At 72.3% G+C, this 16,990-nt stretch carries 17 protein-coding genes; 4 read left to right on the top strand and 13 right to left on the bottom strand.

Annotated features, from left to right (window positions below):
- Positions 1 to 30: 30 nt before the first annotated feature.
- Together POF73_RS31515 and POF73_RS31510 are read right to left on the bottom strand one after the other, a co-directional pair.
- Positions 31 to 1,533, bottom strand: coding sequence for a metallophosphoesterase family protein (locus POF73_RS31515; protein WP_272122341.1), 1,503 nt, complete (start codon positions 1,531 to 1,533; stop codon positions 31 to 33).
- 82 nt (positions 1,534 to 1,615) lie between these two features.
- Entirely contained in the window at positions 1,616 to 2,521 is a 906-nt protein-coding gene (locus tag POF73_RS31510; protein ID WP_272122339.1) for an MHYT domain-containing protein, read from the bottom strand.
- A 388-nt stretch (positions 2,522 to 2,909) separates the two neighbouring features.
- Here POF73_RS31510 and POF73_RS31505 point away from each other — a divergent pair, with 388 nt between their 5' ends.
- Genes POF73_RS31505 through POF73_RS31495 form a run of 3 tightly spaced genes read left to right on the top strand, consistent with a single transcriptional unit; the run spans position 2,910 to position 5,651 of the window.
- A complete protein-coding gene (locus tag POF73_RS31505; protein ID WP_272122337.1) occupies positions 2,910 to 3,749 on the top strand; it encodes an arginase family protein in 840 nt (279 codons plus the stop codon).
- 60 nt (positions 3,750 to 3,809) lie between these two features.
- The gene (locus POF73_RS31500; protein ID WP_443049667.1) at positions 3,810 to 5,111 is read left to right on the top strand and encodes an arsenic transporter; all 1,302 of its coding nucleotides are present in this window, start codon (positions 3,810 to 3,812) and stop codon (positions 5,109 to 5,111) included.
- 48 nt (positions 5,112 to 5,159) lie between these two features.
- Entirely contained in the window at positions 5,160 to 5,651 is a 492-nt protein-coding gene (locus POF73_RS31495) for a universal stress protein (protein WP_272122335.1), read from the top strand.
- A gap of 162 nt (positions 5,652 to 5,813) precedes the next feature.
- Here POF73_RS31495 and POF73_RS31490 read toward each other — a convergent pair whose 3' ends face one another.
- From POF73_RS31490 to POF73_RS31470, 5 genes are all read right to left on the bottom strand, one after another.
- Positions 5,814 to 6,746, bottom strand: a complete 933-nt coding sequence (locus POF73_RS31490; protein ID WP_272122333.1) for a hypothetical protein — start codon at positions 6,744 to 6,746, stop codon at positions 5,814 to 5,816.
- A gap of 69 nt (positions 6,747 to 6,815) precedes the next feature.
- Positions 6,816 to 8,024, bottom strand: a complete 1,209-nt coding sequence (locus tag POF73_RS31485; RefSeq protein WP_272122331.1) for an MFS transporter — start codon at positions 8,022 to 8,024, stop codon at positions 6,816 to 6,818.
- Positions 8,025 to 8,162: 138 nt separating this feature from the next.
- On the bottom strand, positions 8,163 to 9,353 hold the full coding sequence (locus tag POF73_RS31480) for an MFS transporter (protein WP_272122330.1): 1,191 nt from the start codon (positions 9,351 to 9,353) through the stop codon (positions 8,163 to 8,165).
- A gap of 64 nt (positions 9,354 to 9,417) precedes the next feature.
- Positions 9,418 to 10,173 (bottom strand): dienelactone hydrolase family protein, encoded by a 756-nt coding sequence (locus tag POF73_RS31475; protein ID WP_272122328.1) that lies wholly within the window; start codon positions 10,171 to 10,173, stop codon positions 9,418 to 9,420.
- A gap of 124 nt (positions 10,174 to 10,297) precedes the next feature.
- On the bottom strand, positions 10,298 to 10,918 hold the full coding sequence (locus tag POF73_RS31470; RefSeq protein WP_272122325.1) for an L-threonylcarbamoyladenylate synthase: 621 nt from the start codon (positions 10,916 to 10,918) through the stop codon (positions 10,298 to 10,300).
- 216 nt (positions 10,919 to 11,134) lie between these two features.
- On the opposite strand from POF73_RS31470, the gene POF73_RS31465 reads away from it, so the two are divergent.
- The gene (locus tag POF73_RS31465) at positions 11,135 to 12,685 is read left to right on the top strand and encodes a helix-turn-helix domain-containing protein (protein ID WP_272122323.1); all 1,551 of its coding nucleotides are present in this window, start codon (positions 11,135 to 11,137) and stop codon (positions 12,683 to 12,685) included.
- A gap of 190 nt (positions 12,686 to 12,875) precedes the next feature.
- Here the strand turns inward: POF73_RS31465 and POF73_RS31460 are convergent, their stop codons facing one another.
- The 6 genes from POF73_RS31460 to POF73_RS31435 all read right to left on the bottom strand — a co-directional run.
- Entirely contained in the window at positions 12,876 to 14,108 is a 1,233-nt protein-coding gene (locus tag POF73_RS31460; protein WP_272122321.1) for a cytochrome P450 family protein, read from the bottom strand.
- Positions 14,105 to 15,376 (bottom strand): cytochrome P450, encoded by a 1,272-nt coding sequence (locus POF73_RS31455; protein ID WP_272122319.1) that lies wholly within the window; start codon positions 15,374 to 15,376, stop codon positions 14,105 to 14,107. Before POF73_RS31455 ends, POF73_RS31460 begins: the two co-directional genes overlap by 4 nt.
- A complete protein-coding gene (locus tag POF73_RS31450) occupies positions 15,373 to 16,011 on the bottom strand; it encodes a GTP-binding protein (protein ID WP_272122317.1) in 639 nt (212 codons plus the stop codon). Before POF73_RS31450 ends, POF73_RS31455 begins: the two co-directional genes overlap by 4 nt.
- Positions 15,983 to 16,345 (bottom strand): DUF742 domain-containing protein, encoded by a 363-nt coding sequence (locus tag POF73_RS31445; protein ID WP_272122315.1) that lies wholly within the window; start codon positions 16,343 to 16,345, stop codon positions 15,983 to 15,985. The genes POF73_RS31450 and POF73_RS31445 overlap by 29 nt, the downstream gene beginning before the upstream one ends.
- Positions 16,342 to 16,764 (bottom strand): roadblock/LC7 domain-containing protein, encoded by a 423-nt coding sequence (locus POF73_RS31440; RefSeq protein WP_272122313.1) that lies wholly within the window; start codon positions 16,762 to 16,764, stop codon positions 16,342 to 16,344. The genes POF73_RS31445 and POF73_RS31440 overlap by 4 nt, the downstream gene beginning before the upstream one ends.
- The coding region (locus POF73_RS31435) for a hypothetical protein (protein WP_272122311.1) at positions 16,761 to 16,990 on the bottom strand (230 nt) is incomplete at its 5' end. The genes POF73_RS31435 and POF73_RS31440, both read right to left, overlap by 4 nt.

Below are 16,990 nucleotides of genomic sequence, written 5' to 3'. Positions count from 1 at the left end.
CACCGACCGGTTCGACGGGATCGTCGCCGATCAGTTCAACGGGATCGTCACCTCGTCCTCGACCGGCGGGTCGATCTCATGGGCGAGGCTGCCGGTGGCGGCGTAGCAGCGCAGGCGGACGGTCTCGGGGGTGACGTCCAGACGGAGGAACTGCTTGAAGAACGGCGGGCTGTACGTCGCCGAGCTCGGGGAGAACAGCTGGGTGTGGATCTTGCGCACGGGGAGGCGGAACCGCTTGGCCCGGTCGGGGCGGCGTCCGGTGCCCAACAGGCCCGCGACCAGGCGGGTGCGCCACGTGATGCGGACGTCCGGGGCCGCTGCGCGACCCGGCTGGATCTCCAGCCGTTCGGCGATGACGGCCGTGGCCTGCGCCTCCGTGAGCCCGAAGAAGCGCCGCATGCGCAGCCTGCGGCCGTAGAGCGCGCTGTAGAAGGCCAGGGAGTCCCCGCGCAGCGGATAGCAGCGGAAATCCTTCTCGGTGACGTTCGCGATGTCGACCCGCGGAATCGTGTGCGTGGCGTGCATGAACGCACCGCCGCCGCCCGAGACGACGTACTGGATGGTGCGGCCGTCCACCGGCACCGGGTAGCGCTGGTAGTTGTGGATGTCGCCGCCTATCGCCGCCACATAGCGGTGGGCCGGATCGCGGACGATCTCGTCGACGGTGCCGCCCCCTTCGATCGCGCAGGGGTGGTGTTCACCGTCCACGTACAGGGGCTGGCCGGTGATGAGGATCTTCGGCCGGGGATCCTTCGACACCTCGCGCAGCCAGGCGCCCTGTTCGGCGTCGATGCCCCCGAGCAACCCGGTGTCGATGCCTATGATCCGCACCGGCCCGGCGTCGATCGCCCAGTACGGCCCCGGCTGCACCGCCCGCTGGGCCGGAGCCGACCGCAACTTCCGGTCCTCCGACAGGCGTTGGCCGTCCCCCTTGCGCGGCCTGTGCCACAGCAGGGAGCGCAGCCACGCCTTGCCGAGGGGGCGCGGGGCGGCCTCGGGGGACAGGGGCGGGGCGTCGTCGCAGAAGACGCGCATGAACGCGCCGAGGTCCTCGTACCAGTCGTGGTTGCCCGGTATCGCGTAGATGGGCGCCCGGTAGTCCTGGTACGGCCGGAAGAACTTGGTGCCGTAGTCGTCGGCGCTGCCCACCGGGTAGATCACGTCACTGGCGAGGACTGCGAACCGGGTGTCCTGACCTGTCTTCAGAAAGCCCGGCACGACGGAGTACTGGGGCTCGTCGCCCTCGCCGGTGTCACCGATGACGAGGAACGAGAAGCGGTCCGGGTCGTCGCGCCGGATCACCTTGTCGGCGGGCGCCCCGGCGTCCGCCCGCTGCGCCACCCAGCGGCTGCGGGTGCGCCCCGTGGGGTCCCCGAACCAGGACGCGAGCACGCCGTTGCGGGCGGCCCACAGCGTCTTCGGGTTGAGCCAGGAGATCTTCTCGACCTTGGGTGGCAGCAGTCGCTTGTACTCGCCGAGTTCGGTGGCGCCCCAACCGGCGCCCGCGGCGGTATCGCGTGAGGAGTCAGACACCGATGCACCGTAACAATGATCTAGAGAAGGCCGAGAGGGGAGGCGGGCTCCGGCACGTCGCCTCCGCCCTGCCTCCCCCGACTCACCACTTGCGGGCGTACGGTTTCCGACGCTGCTGTGCCGATCCGGCCGCTCGCGTGCTGAACTCCGGGTCACCGCCGGGGCGTTGCCGCGAGGCGGTGCCCGGTCGGGTGCCGTGGCCGGTACCGGCGGGGCCCGGTGAGCCGTTCGCCCCGGACCGGCTTCGCTCGGGCTCGCCGAGGACGAGCAGCGGGTCGAACATCACGACCACCCCGGCCAGCAGCAGGAAGCTGGCCGGCCCCAGCAGCATGGGCAGCAGCAGAGAGGTGGGCGAGTCACCGGCCCACGAGGAGCTGGACGTGCCGTGCAGATGCACGCTGACCGCCGCCATGCCCGTGTAGTGCATCCCCGAGACGGCCACGCCCATGACCAGGCTCGCGCCGAGACTGGTCAGAAAACCGCGGACGGTGACGGCCGCCCAGAGCGCGGCTGTCGCGGCGACGATCGCGATCAGGACGGAGAGTCCGACGGCCGGCGTGTCGTACTGGATGGTGCCGTCGAGGCGCAGTGCCGCCATGCCCAGGTAGTGCATGGCGGCCACACCGAGCCCGGTGATGACGCCTGCGCAGCTCAGTGCGCCCCTGCCCGCGCCCCGATAGCCGACGATGAACACGCCTATGCCCACCACTACGACGGCCACGGCGAGGCTGAGGACGGTCAGGCCCGTGTCGTAGCGGATCCGGGCCTCCTCGACCTGGAAGCCGATCATGGCGATGAAGTGCATCGTCCAGATGCCGCAGCCGATCGAGGCGGCGCCGAGCGCCAGCCAGCCCGGCTTCCACGACTGGTCGTTCGGCAGGGACCGGACGATGCACCGCAGCCCCAACGCCCCACCCAGGCAAGCCATCAGATAGGCCGCCACCGGGGTCACCGCACCGTAGCGGAACCCGTCAACCGTGCCTTCCATAAGCCAACTCCCCCCAGAGCCATGGCTAGTTGTGGAGCAAGGTGTACGGGGCAGAGATGTGTGAAAGCAAGCCTTTACCGCCGGTAGCCGTTGAACTCTGCATCACCATGGGTCGACTCCGGTCACACAGGATTGAATTTCGGCCAATTCGAAGCCGGATTCAGGAATGCCTGCCAGTGCCTGCCCATGCCTGGTACCGGGCCACATGTGGTGTCGGACCTCGGGGTGTGGCACAGATGGAGGGAGGCCGGCGGCGGAAGGGGCAGAGGGTGCGGGAACTCGCGATCATCGAGGCGCCGTCCGTGCTCGGTCTGCGGCCCTCAGGGGTGGAGGAACTGCCGACGGCGTTGCTCGACGCCGGTCTGTCGGACGGTCTCGGTGCGGTGCGGTGCGGGCCGGCCGGGTCGATCCGTCGGCGTACGACCCGACGAGGGACGCCGACACCGGGGTGCTCAACGCGCACGCCATCGCGCGCTACTCCGCCCGGGTGGCCGACACGGTCGGCGCTGTCCTCGACACCGGCCGTTTCCCCGTCGTCCTCGGCGGGGACTGCAGCATCCTGCTCGGCAACCTCCTCGCCCTGCGCCGTCGCGGCCGCCACGGACTGCTCTTCCTCGACGGTCACACCGACTTCTACCAGCCCTCCGCGGAGCCGAACGGCGAAGCCGCCTCGATGGAACTCGCCCTGGCCACCGGCCGCGGCCCCCGGCTGCTCGCCGACCTGGAGGGCCGCGGCCCCCTGGTACGGGACGAGGACGTCGTGGCCCTCGGCTTCCGCGACGGCGCCGAGTCCGCCCGGGCCGGTATGCAGCCGCTCCCGGCGGCACTGCATGCCGTTGACCTCGACGGCGTCCGTGCGGCCGGCGTCGACGTGGTTGCCCGGGAAGCGGTCGGCCGGCTGGCCGGTGGTGGGGGCGGCGGTGCGGGGCGTGGTGCGGGTGGCGGTGCCGGTAGTGGTACCGGCGGCGGTTCGGGTGACGGCTTCTGGGTCCATCTCGACGTCGACGTCCTGGACGACGCGATCATGCCCGCCGTCGACTACCGCCAGCCCGGCGGGCTGACCTGGGGCGAACTGGAGAGCGTGCTGCGGACGGCGCTGGGCGACGCGCGGGCCGTGGGGCTCGACGTCACCATCTTCAACCCTCGCCTCGACCCGGACGGCGGCATCGCCGTCCGCCTCGCCGAGTGCCTGCGCCGCGGGCTGTCGGCGCGGGCCGCCCGCACGTGATGGCCGCTGCGGCGGCGACCCTCGTGCTCCCCGTTTGGGGACCTTCGCACGTGGCGTGGCATGCTCGACGTCAGCTGTGACCTCCCACTTCGAAAGGTTCCGACCCTGAACGGCCCGCTGGCGGAAGCGCTCTCTGTCGTCCTACTCGTGGTGGTGCTGGTCTGCGCTGTCGTGCGACCGTGGGGGCTGCCGGAGGCGGTCGTCGCCGTCCCGGCCGCGGGGCTGGTCATCGCCACCGGGGCGATCTCGCCGGCCCATGCGTGGGACGAGGCCGCCCGGCTCGGGCCGGTGATCGGCTTCCTCGCGGCCGTACTGGTACTGGCCCAACTGTGTGACGACGAGGGCCTGTTCCACGCGTGCGGAGCCTGGATGGCGCGCACCGCCGCAGGTCGACCGCGCCGTCTGCTGGGGCAGGTGTTCCTGGTCGCCTCGCTGATCACCGCGGTGCTGAGCCTGGACGCCACGGTCGTGCTGCTGACCCCCGTGGTCTTCGCCACCGCCGCCCGGCTCGGCGCCCGTGCCAAGCCGCATGTCTACGCCTGCACCCACCTGTCGAACACGGCCTCGCTGCTGTTGCCCGTCTCCAACCTCACCAACCTGCTGGCCTTCGCCGCGAGCGGGCTGAGCTTCACCCGGTTCGCCGCGCTGATGGCGCTGCCGTGGCTGGTCGCCATCGGGATCGAGTACGTCGTGTTCCGGCGGTTCTTCGCGGTGGATCTGGACGCCGGCGCCCAGGCCCCGGCCGCCTCCGGTTCCCCCGAGCTGCCGTTGTTCGCCCTGGTCACGGTGGCGTGCACGCTGGCCGGGTTCGTGGCGACCTCGGCGGTGGGGATCGACCCGGCGTGGGCCGCCTTCGCGGGCGCGCTGGTGCTGGCCGTGCGCGCCCTGGTCCGGCGCCGTACCAGTCCTCGGGCCCTGGTGCGGGCCGCCGGCCTCCCGTTCCTGGCGTTCGTCCTGGCCCTGGGCATCGTCGTTAGGGCGGTCGTCGACAACGGGCTGGACGAGGCACTCGGCCATCTCGTCCCCGACGGCACGGGACTGCCCACGCTGCTGGGCATCGCGGCGCTGGCCGCCGTACTGGCCAACGTGATCAACAATCTGCCGGCGGTGCTCGTGCTGCTGCCGCTCACCGCACAGGCCGGGCCCGGGGCGGTGCTGGCGGTACTGCTCGGGGTCAACATCGGCCCCAATCTCACCTACGCCGGTTCCCTGGCGACCCTGCTGTGGCGGAAAATCGTGCACCAGCACGACACTGACGTCGAGCTGGGGGAGTTCACCCGGCTCGGCCTGTACACGGTGCCCGCCGCGCTCACCTGCTCCGTGGTGGCACTGTGGGGCGCACTGCAAGTGATCGGAGCCTGATCGCAACGGCCCGCCGGGCCGGACCGAGAAAGCCGGAGGCTGACCCGTATGGCCGTCATCGTGTGGATCGTCGAGGGCACCTGGCCGGCCTGCGTGGACGCGGCCCGCACCCGGGTGCCCGAAGGCTCGGAGATCGTCCTGCTCCACATCACCGGGCACGAGAGCCCTGGAGCCGCGCACGGTGCCTTCGCCGGTCTGCTCGGCCGGGGACACCCCGAGCGGGATCCCGGCACCCGGATGGAGGAACTGGCGGCCGACTCCGCCCGCCGACTGCTGCGGGAGGCGGCCGATCGGCTCGGCAGGCCCTGCACACGCGAGGAACACTCCGGCCGGGTCGAACGCGAGGTCGTCGCAGCCGCCGAGGGCGCCGACCTGCTCATCCTGGCCAGGGACGGCGATCGCACCCATCTGGGGCCCAAGAGCCTGGGCCCGGCCAGCCGGTTCGTCGTGGACCACGCCCCCTGCCCGGTCCTCCTGGTGTGGCCGGAGGCCACCCCCGGCCTGGGCAGCATGCCGCCACCGCCCCCGCACCACCACTGAGGCCGAGCGTCACCATCCCACCGGGGAAGAGCGTCAACCGTCGTACTCCTCGGGCAGCCGGATCCCGGGCCCGCCGAACCGCATCCCGGTTCTCCCGCAGCTCTCGTCCCGCCCGCAGGTCTTGTCTGGCCGGCATTGCCGTCCGGATGTCAGAGGGGCCGGCTAACGCCGTCGTGTGGTCAGGCGTTTCACCGCCTGTTCGGCCTCGCGTGCCTCCCGCTCCGCCCGGGTCAGTGCGGCAGTGGTCGCCCGGCTTCGTTTCTCGGCCTCTCGCTTCTCGTGGTCGGACTGCCGGAGCTCTTCCCGGGCCTGCTGCAGGTGCTGCTCGGCAGCCGACACCTGTTGGCGGGCCTTGTCGTGCCGGTCTCGGGCCCGCCGCAACTCGACGTCGGCATCGTCTTGTTGGGCGCGTCTGTCGTGCAGCCGCTGCGCCGCTTCTTCGGCCGCACTCCGGGCCTGATCGAGCCGCTCCTGGCGCCGACGGCGCCGTTCGGCGAGTTCGTCCTTCGTCGGGGTGTGAGCCGAGGGCGTGGGCGCCGCGGTCCGGGTCGGCTTCGGCGCAGTGCCCGCGGGCCGTTCGGTGCCGGTGGGAAACTCCGACGGCGGGGTGAGCGCGCCCTCCAGACGGCCACCGGCCCACAGGTCGGCGGCCTCCGGGTCGGCCAGCACGGCGCGCAGGGTGGACTCGACGTCCTGCAGTACGGATGCCGACAGCCGGTGCCCGGCCCCAAGGGCCAGCTGAGCGGCCTGCCGGGACAGCGCGGAGACCATGCGTCGGCGCTGCTCCGACAGCTCACTGATGCCGGAGGCGTCCAGGGTGCGGTACGCCTCCCGCAGCACCGGTCCCAGTTCCAGGAGCCGGCTGCTCTCCGCCGGCTGGGAACGCAGCAGCAGGTTCGCCGCCCAGGCCGCCAGGGTGGGGCGGCGGGCGGCACGGATGCGGCGGGCGTCCTCGCTCCGGCCGGCCGTCTTGGCCGCGAGCGCCATCTCCGCACGGCGGGAGACGAATTGGGCCGGAGGGGTGACATAGAGCTCGTCGAGCACCGCCTCCACATCGGGGTCCTGCCCGCCCCGAGTGCTCTTGCGCGCGGACATGGCACCAGCCTCACCCGCAGCCGGTGGCCCCGCATCCCGGACCTCGCGGCCGCCGACCGCGAGCGGGTGTCAGCAAGGCCGGCCGGACCGCCGACCCGATGACCTGACCTGGTTCGCGGCGATGACCATGATGACGACGGCGGCCAGGACGGTCCCGGCGCCGACGTAGAGCGGCGCCGTGTAGCCGAGGCCCGCCGTGATGGCCAGGCCGCCGAGCCAGGCGCCGAGGGCGTTGCCGACGTTGGACGCGGACACATTGGCGCTCGCGGCCAGTGCCGCTCCCTGGGCGAAGTCGGTGACGCGAGTGATCAGACCGGGCACACCGGCGAACCCGAACAGCCCTGTCAGAAACACGAGAACCACCGAGGCGAAGGCGCTGCCGGCCAGCAGACCGAACACCACCAGGGTGACGGTGAGGCCCAGCAGGGAGAGGACCAGCGCGCGGTCACGGTCACGGTCGGCCGCGCGCCCACCGATCAGGTTCCCGACGACCAGGCCGACGCCGTACACCATGAGCAGCCAGGCGACATCCCCGGAGGAGAAGCCGCCGACCTCGGTGAACGTGTACGCCAAGTAGCTGAACGCGCCGAACATCCCGCCGTAGCCGAGCGCCGTGGCCGCCAGGGTCAGCCAGACCTGCCCGGACCGGAAGGCACGGATCTGCTCCCGCAGGCCGCTGGGCGGTACCGGGTCCGACGGGCCCGTCAGGGGAGCCGAGCCCTGCCTCCCCGCCCGGCCGGGGATCAGGGCGACGATGCCCGCCAGCGCCAGCACACCGATCGCGGTGACCGCCCAGAACGCGGCCCGCCAGCCCCAGCGCTCGCCGACCAGTGCGCCGAACGGCACGCCCAGCACGTTCGCGACCGTCAGACCGGCGAACATGACGGCCACCGCACGGGACTTGCGCTCCGGCGCGACCAGGCTGCGGGCGACCAGGGAGCCGATGCCGAAGAACGAGCCGTGGCACAACGCTGCGACGACCCGCCCCAGCAGCATCACGGCATAGCTCGGCGCGACCGCCGACAACAGGTTGCCGATGACGAACAACGCCACCAGACCGACCAGGACGCCCTTGCGGGGCAGCCGCGCCGTGGCCGCCGTCAGCACGATCGCCCCTACCGCCACACTCAGCGCGTACCCCGAGATCAGCCTGCCCGCGGCTGCCTCGGACACCGCGAAACTCGACGCCACCTGCGGCAGCAGCCCGGCGATCAGGAACTCGGTCAGTCCGATACCGAAACCGCCGAGGGCCAGTGCGAAGAGCCCACCTTCCCTCATGGGACCACCCTCATCCCCGGTGGCGGACCAGTCGATGGACAAAGATCGACGACGCTTGGACGAAAGCGAGAGGGGCGGGGCTCGGGACGACCGGCCCGCCGTCCCCCCGCGCGCTCACCCGCTCACTCGCTCACCTGCTCACGCCTTCGCCGGCACCGGCCTTCGGAGCAGATAGGCCGCCGCGGTCGAGACCAGGACGGCCATGCACGCGATGAACACCAGCCCCGCGTTCTCCAGGCCGATCGGGCCCGACAGCACCCCCACACCGATCACCGGTACCGAAATACCCGCGTAGGCCACCACGAACAGTGTCGAGATCACCGCCGCACGCCGGTCCGCCGGAGACGCCCCGGCCACCGCGGCCAGCGCCCCGCGAAACGACAGCCCCTGCCCGCCCCCTCCGACGACGGCACTCAGCACCACCAGCGCCATCAGGTCCCACCGCAGCGCCCCCGCGAGCAGCGCCAGCCCGGCGAGGAGCCCGGCGCAGCCCAGCGGCAGTGAGCGCCCCACCCCGACCCGGCCGACCGCCAGTTGCCCGGCGGTCGAGGCGAAGAAGGCCAGCGCGACGACCAGTCCGCTCACGGCATGGTTGGTCACGTCCAGGGACTCGGCGAGGAATTCGGGGCTGACCGATGTGAACACCCCGAACAGCGCGAACCCCACGAACGAGGCGATCGCCGCGGGCCCGAACACCGCCCGTACGGGCGCGGGCAGACCGGGCCGCTGCGGCCGTACGGTGCTCAACGGCACCCGCTCCTGCACGGTCTCGGGGAGCCGTAGCAGGACGGCGGCCGAAGCGGCCACCAGGACCAGGTGCACGGCGAACGGCAGGTACAGCGGCCAGGGGGCGTACTGCGCGAGCACCCCGGCGAGCAGCGGACCGCAGCCGAGCCCGCCCATGTTGGCGGCCGTCGCCACGAACGTGGCCCGCGAGGCGCCGCCGGACGGCGCCAGCTCCATCACATACGCGGTGGCGGCCCCGGTGAACAGCCCGGCGGACAGGCCCGACAGCAGCCGCCCCACATACAGCCACCCCAGTCCGGTGGCGCCGAGGAAGCACACGGCGCCGGCCGCCGCGAACCCCAGACCGCACAGCAGCACCGCCCGCCTGCCCACGGCGTCCGAGGCGTTGCCCATCAGCAGCAGCACGCCGATGACCCCGAAGGCGTAGACGGCGTACACGACGGTCACCGTCAGCTCGGAGAACCCGAACTTCTCCTGGTAGAGCGGGTAGAGAGGGGTCGGCAGAGTGGTGCCGACCATGCACACGGCGAACACCGCCCCACTGAGCAGACACGCCCGCCACCCTCGCCGATCACCGTCCACGCCGCCGACGATAACCCCGCACCCGTCCCGGCTCCGGGCCGCCGCGCCACCGGCCCGGAGGCTCTCAGAACGTCCGCTTCAGCAGATCGAACAGCGCCGCCCAGTGCCGTTCGGCCGCGGCCTCGTCGTACACGGCGGTGTCGGCCTGGGTGTAGCCGTGGTGGGCACCCTCGTAGACCTCGCACCGGTGGCGGACTGCGGCCGCGGTCAGCGCGGCTTCGAGGCGTTCCATCTGCTCGGGAGGCATCGACTGGTCCGCGTCGGCGTGCGCGAAGTACAGCTCCGCGGTGATGTGTTCGGCAACCAGGTGCGGGCTGTCCGGCGCGTCGGTCGCCAGCCGCCCACCGTGGAAACCGGCCGCGGCGGCCACCCGGTCCGGGTAGGTACCGGCGGTGCGCAGGGCGAGCGCCGCGCCCATGCAGTAGCCGGTGAGGGCGACCGGACCGTCGGCGACCTCGGGCCGCTCGGCCATCCAGCGCAGATAGGCGCCGGCGTCCCGCATCGCGAGCTCGGGCGTCAGGGACTGCATCACCGGGCCGATCTGCTCCCACAGCTGCGGCCGCGCGGCCGGATCGATGAACTCGGGGAGCTCGAAGACCGGGCTGCGGCCGTGCCGGTAGAAGACGTTCGGCACGAGCACCGTGTAACCGGCCCCGGCGAGCCGGTCGGCCATCGACCGCAGGTGGGGACGCAGCCCGAAGGCGTCCTGGTAGAGGAGGACGCCCGGCCGGGGAAGTCCGTCGCCCGGATGGGCCAAGTAGGCGTCCGCCACGCCGTCCTCGGTGGGGACGTCCACGTCTGTCGTCTGTACGGAGGTCATGGGGGTGCCTCTCTGCGCGGTCCACGGCGAACGGGTCGCCGGCCCCGGCGGAACCGGGCCGCAGGCATGGTTTCACGCACCATCCAAACGGCTTCGCGGCACCCCCTCCCGCTTGGAGGCGGCTTTACTCGAACCGGGACGTGTCGCCCGCTCCCTTCCGTACGATCTCCGCCTCGCCGGACGAGAAGTCGATCACCGTCGTCGGCTCGGTGCCGCAGTCCCCGGAGTCGACCACCGCGTCCAGCACATGGTCGAGCCGGTCCTTGATCTCCCAGCCCTGCGTCATCGGCTCGTCCTCGTCGGGCAGAAGCAGCGTGCTCGACAGCAAGGGCTCTCCGAGCTCGGCCAGCAGCGACTGCGTCACGACATGGTCGGGGATGCGCACGCCCACCGTCTTCTTCTTCGGGTGCTGCAGCATGCGCGGCACCTCCCGCGTCGCCGGCAGGATGAAGGTGTAACTGCCCGGCGTCGACGCCTTGATCGCCCGGAACACGTCGTTGTCGACCCGCACGAACTGGCCCAGCTGTGCGAAGTCCTGACACACGAGAGTGAAGTGATGCCGGTCGTCCAGGCGGCGAATGGTCCGGATCCGCTCGATGCCGTCGCGGCTGCCCAGCCGACAGCCCAGCGCATAACAGGAGTCCGTCGGATACGCGATGAGCGCACCGGACCGGATGCTCTCGGCGACCTGCGCGATGGTGCGCGCCTGAGGGTTGTCGGGGTGCACGTCGAAGTACTTCGCCATTCGCCGAGCCTATGCCCTGAACGGCCGGGAGCCGCGCACGCCCGGGCGTGCGACCGCGCGGTGGCGGACGTACCGCGCCCCCCGAACCGTGGGGATGAGCGCCGCGAGGCTGGGAACCCGAACCCGATGGGCACGTCGGCGTGCCGTCGTGCGGGGGTGAGGTAACGTCCCCGACCGGTACGTCGTGGATAAATGCAGGACGAGGTGAAGGCCGACATGGCTGGCGGAGAGGACGGGGTTCGTCGGGCGGGGGCGGACGGTGCCGAGGACTCGGTGTGGACGCGGGAACTGCTGGATCATCTGCGGCCGACCGGGCGGGACGTCCGCCGGGTCGTCGCCTGGCTCGCGGAGACCGTGCAGGGCACGGTCGCGCTGCAGGACGACGGCGGTGCGCTCCTCGCCGGCACGCGTCCGCCCATGGACGTTCACCTGGTCGCGGCCGTCGCCGCCGGCCGTATCGCCTCCGCCGCCTGGGAGGGGCAGGGCCGTCATCTGCGGCTGGTCGGGGTGGAGTACCCGGACTCCTCGTCGGCGGGCGTCCTCGCGGTGGCCCGTGAGACGCCGTTCGACCGGCGTGCCTCCGACATCGTCATGCACACCGTCCAGGTGATCGAGCTCCTGCTCAGGGCCGGCGAGACGACCGCCGCCGGACGCCGGCTCGAACAGGCGACGTCCGATCTGCGGCTGGCCATCCTGCAGTTGCTGATGGTGGAGGACACCGTCTCCGCGCGCCGCGTCGCCGCCGGACTGTGGCCCGGCCTGCTCGACACGGACACCGCCTGCGTCCACGTCGTCGAGGGCACCGCCGAGGACCGCGACCGGCTCGCCGACGAGTGCATCGAGACGACCGGCGAGCGGGCACTGGTCGTGCTCTGCCCGGCCGTGGACGAGCACGTGATCGTCGTGACACCCGGCGAGGCCGAGGCCCGGGAACTGCGCGCGCTCATCGGCCCGCGTCCGCGCACGTTCATCGGCGGCAGCGCCCGGCAGAGCCTCGCCCGCACCGCCACCGCGTACGGGCAGGCCGTCAGCGCCCTCGCCGTCGCGCACTTCCGTCCCGACAAGGCCGCCGTCTACGCCGAACGCACCCACCCCGAGCGGCTCATCGACCCGGTGGCACTGCAGGGCTGGACGGCCCGGCTGCTGAGCCCGCTCGACACGCTGCCGCACCACACCCGCGCCGAACTGCTCGCCACCACCCGGCTGGGCCTGGAGTTCACCGCGGTCAGCGCGGCAAAGGTGCTCGGCGTCAGCCGCAACACCGTCCGCGCCCGCATGGAACGCGTGGAGGCGCTGTTGAAGGCGGACTTCACCGACCTCACCGCACGCGCCGTGGTCCACCTGGCGCTCAACATCCAGGTGGGCCTGGCCGACACCCCGGCCGCCCCCGGCACCCCGGCCGCCCCCGGCACCCCGCAGGCGCCCCCCGTCTCGCTGCGCGACCTGCTCTCCGGGCCCGGCATGCGCACCTGGGCGCAGGACCTCCTCGCCCGCCTCGGCCAGGACACCCGGGATCTGCGCCGCACCGTGCGCGCCTGGATCGGCGAGGGCGGCAACGCCGAGCGCGCCGCGCAGACCCTCGGCGTCCACGCCCAGACCGTCCGCGAGCACGTCCGCAGTGCGGAACCCGTGCTCGAACGGCAGCTCCTCGCCGGCGGCAGCGACCTGTACGAGGTCGTCCTGGCCCATCTTGCCGTGGGTGACCTGGATCAGCCCGCGCTGCCCGGGGGCAAGTCGGGCCTTTTGGACTCGCTTGTGCACGGGTGAGCCCCGAGGACTGCACAGCGGGCATAAATGCGATACCAATCACGCCGCCCTGGACGTAGGTTCAACCTGCCGCGGGGACACGACCGGAACGGGGGACCGGTCGCGTCCTCGCGCCGACAGCCGCCTACAGGCCGTCAGAGCCGGTGAACAAACCCCCGCGAACCCCCGCCTGCCCTGCGACGCCCGGCCCTCAGCCCCGCAGCCGCACCGGAATCTCCTGCCAGCCGAACGCTATGAACGACGGCACCTGACGCAGCTCGTCCGCCGTGACGGCCAGCTGTATGTCGGGGAAGCGGTCGAAGACGGCGGGCAGTGCCGTCAGGGCCTCGACGCGGGCCAGCGGGGCGCCGATGCAGCGGTGCACGCCGATCCCGAACGCCAGATGGTCGTCGGCCCCGCGCGCGGCGTCGAAGGTGTCCGCATCCGGCCCGTAGTGCGCGGGATCCAGTCCTGCGGCCGCGTACGTCGTGATGATGGCGTCCCCGGCCGGGATGGTCACGTCCCCGACCTTGAGGTCGCTGACGGCGAACCGCAGTGGCAGTGACGCGATCGACGGGTGCACCCGCAGCGTCTCGTCGATCACGGCGTCCCAGCCGATCTCCCCGGACCGCACGGCCGCCAGCTGCTCGGGGCGGTTGAGGAGGGCGACGACCGCGTTGCCGATGAGGTTGACGGTCGTCTCGAATCCGGCGCCGATCACCAGCAGGAGTGTGTACAGCAACTCCTCGTCGCTGAGCCGGTCACCGTCCTCGTCGCGCACCCGGATCAGCTCGGTCGTCAGATCGTCCCCGGGGTGCTCGCGGCGATGGGCGATCAGCGCGCCCAGCACCGTGCCGATCTGCTGCTGCACGAACACCGCGTGCTCCGGGCTCGGGTCGGAGGTGTCCATGATGGCCGCGATGAGGGTCCTGGTGGCCTCCCGCAACTCCTCGGGCACACCGAACAGTTCGCAGATCATCCGCATCGGCAGGGGGTGGGCGAACCCGGCCTTCAGATCGACCTCGTCGTCGCCCCTGTCGAGGTCGTCGAGCAACTCCGCGGTGATCGCCTCCACCCGCGCACGCATCTTCTCCGTACGCCGCTGTGTGAAGCTCGGCGCGACCAGCTTGCGCAGCCGTGTGTGGTCGGGGCCGTACGTCGAGAGCATGTTGATCACGCCGACCCAGCCCAGGATCCAGGCCCAGGAGGGGTGTTCGGCGATCTCCGGGAACAGCTTCCAGTGCAGCCGGGGATCCTTGCTGACCTGCGGGTCGAGGATGAGCTCCTTGAGGGTGTCGTAGCGGGTGGGCGCCCAGGCGGGAATGCCGCCGGGCAGCTCCACGGGCACGATCGGGCCGAGGGCGCGCAACCGGGCGCTCTCGGCGGGGATGTCGGCGCCGAACGGGTCGATGGCGAAGCGCTCGGTGCGGTCGGTCACGGTCATGACGGGGCTCCTGGCTGGTCGGGGGTACGCGGGCTGAACCGGACGGGCAGGGCGGTCAGGGAGCGGTGGAAGGGGCCGGGCCGCCAGGTCAGGCGGTCGCGGGGCAGCACCGGCTCCAGATCGGGCAGCCACTGGGTGAGCCGCTCGATCGCCTCGGTCGCGATGAGCAGCGTGTGCTGCCGGACCGGGCAGGCGTGCGGGCCCGCCGACCAGGACAGATGCGAGGCGTCCTTGGGATGGCGGCCGCCGGCGGGCTCCCGCTCGCCCGCCGGGGTGGCTTGCGGGCCGTTCGCGTCGTGCCCGAGCGCCAGTGCCCCGTAGGAGATGACCACCGGCACCGCCGCCCTGATCCACGCGCCGTGGAAGGACACCGGCCGACGGGCGTAGTGGATGCCGTAGTTGGCCAGCGGCGTCTCGTGGTGCAGCACCTCCACCACCGCGTCCATCACGGGCCGGGCACCGCTGGTCAGCGTCGAGTAGTACTGCGGGTTGCCGAGGATCCGGGACAGCGCGTTCGACACCAGGTTGGCCGTCGGTTCGTGTCCGGCGCCGAGGGTGAGGAACACCTGCCAGGTGACCTCCTCGGGCGTCAGCCCGGCCGGGTGGTCCAGCAGCCAGCTGGGCAGGTCGTCGCCCCGCCGCTCGGACTTGGCGGCGATCAGCTCCAGCACATAGCCGCCGTACTCCGCCTCGCCCTCGGCCGCCTCGGCACCGCCCTCCATCATCTTGCCCAGCGCCACGTCGAGCCGGTCGCTGTGGCTGTCCGGCAGCCCGAAGAGGCTGTTGAACACCAGCGCCATCAGGGGCCGGGCGAACTCGCCCACCAGATCGGCCTCGCCACGCGGCCCGAACCGGCCCACCAGCACGCGCACCGCCCGGTGCACCCGGGCCCGCAGGTCGTGCGGCTCGATCCGGTCGAACATGTCGATCAGCGAGCCGCGGTAGCGGGCATGGGCCGCACCGTCGGCGAACAGCGTGTTGGGCCGCCAGCGCATCATGCCCAGGATCGGTGAGTCGTCGGCGACCGTGGACTCCCACGGCCGCGGGTCGTGCGAGAACGTGTCGGTGTCGTGCAGCAGATCCAGCGCCGCCCGCCGGCCGGTGACGACATACGCCGGCACGCCGGGCGCCAACTCCGCCCAGCCGACCGGCCCCTGGGCGCGCAGGGCGTCGTAGTAGCGGTACGGATCCAGTGCGAACCCGTCCTCCCACAGGCGCACGGGCGCCGAGCGGGAGAAGGCCTGCCGGTCGGGGGAGTGCGTGGTCACCGGTCCTCCGGAGCGTGACGGTCGATCAGATGCTGGACCAGCGCGAGCAGCGCGTCGACGGACGAGTCCGCGTCCCGCGCGTCGCACGTCACCATCGGCGTGCCCGCCTCCAGGTCCAGGGCGGCGCGCAACTGCTGCGCGGTGTGGTGCCGGGGCGCGTCCGGGAACGCGTTGAACGCCACGGCGTACGGCAGCTCCGACTCCTCCACCAGCCCCAGCACGTCGAACGACGCGTCGATCCGGCGGCTGTCGACCAGGACCAGGGCGCCCAGCGCGCCGTACGCGATGTCGTCCCACAACGCACGGAACCGCTCCTGCCCGGGCGTGCCGAACAGATACAGCACGACCCCGCCCGGCAGGCTGATCCGGCCGAAGTCGACCGCGACGGTGGTCGTCGACTTGTCCCGCACCCCGGCGAGATCGTCCACCTGCGCGGACGCCTCGCTGAGCGGCTCCTCGGTGTGCAGCGGCCGGATCTCGGAGACCGAGTCGATCAGGGTCGTCTTGCCCACGCCGAACGGGCCGGCGACCAGGATCTTGACCAGGTCGCGGGCGGTGTCGGGCAGATGGACGTCCACGGGCGCGCTCGCGCCGTCGCGGGTGTCGCTAGGTGTGCTTGAGGGCGCGAAGGCCATCGGCCACTCTCTTCAGCAGGTCGGGGTCGAAGCGTGCGGCGGGCGGGATCGGCGCCCGGGCCAGCACCAGGTCCCGGTCGATGAGTTCCGCCGCCAGGACGCGCACCGCGGACACCGGCAACCGCAGCAGAGCCGCGGCCTCCACGACCGTCAGCGAACCTTCGTGCAGGGCGTCCAGCAGGGCGAGTTGGGCGGCGGGCAGTCCGGCCGGGGCGGGCTCGCGGGTGCCGGTGAGCACCGACAGCCGCTCCAGATGGGCCCGGCTGGGGCGGGCCACACCGCCGGTCGACAGATACGCGGGGACCAGGGGGCGGCCACCACGGCGGCCGGTCATGCCGGCGCGCCGCCGTCGGCACCTCGGGGCGCGGCGGCCATCGCCTTCTCGCCCAGCTTGGCCACCTGCGAGTGCACCCGGTGCGCCAGCAGATCCAGACGCACCTCCGCGGCCCCGTAGGCGGCCACGCAGGTGCCGTGGTCCGTCGGCACGATCAGTACATAGCCGTGGTCCGACTCGATCACCACCTGCCGCACCTCGGCCCGGTCCCGGTCGGCGAACGCGGCCGCCGCGGTACGGCACGCGCCCTGCACGGTGCTGGTGATCGCTGCCACCCGCTCGGCAGAGGGCCGGGTGAGCGCGTCCGTGTAGCCGGTCACCAGTCCGTCCCGCGTGAGCAGCACGGCGGCCACCACATGCGGCACCTGCAGGATCGGGTCCAGCACCCACGCGTTCTCTCCCGCATCGCGGCCGGTCATCGAGCCGTTCCCCCTTCAACGTCGGTCTGATCGGTGTCGTCCGCCGCGGCCTCGGCCCGCTGCGGCACTGTTCGGACGGATTCCTGCACGGCCGGGGTTTCCCGTCCGGCCCTGGTTTCCCGTACGGCCGCGGATTCCCCTACGGCCTTGGCGTCCGGCGCGGCCGTCGAGGCGTCGTCGGCGCCCTCACCGACCGCCGACCGGGCCGCGAACGTGCCGGCCTGCA

Origin of the sequence: Streptomyces sp. HD (genome assembly GCF_028369295.1) — a bacterium.
Classification (GTDB): Bacteria; Actinomycetota; Actinomycetes; order Streptomycetales; family Streptomycetaceae; genus Streptomyces.
This window is presented reverse-complemented; position numbering and strand designations above follow the sequence as displayed.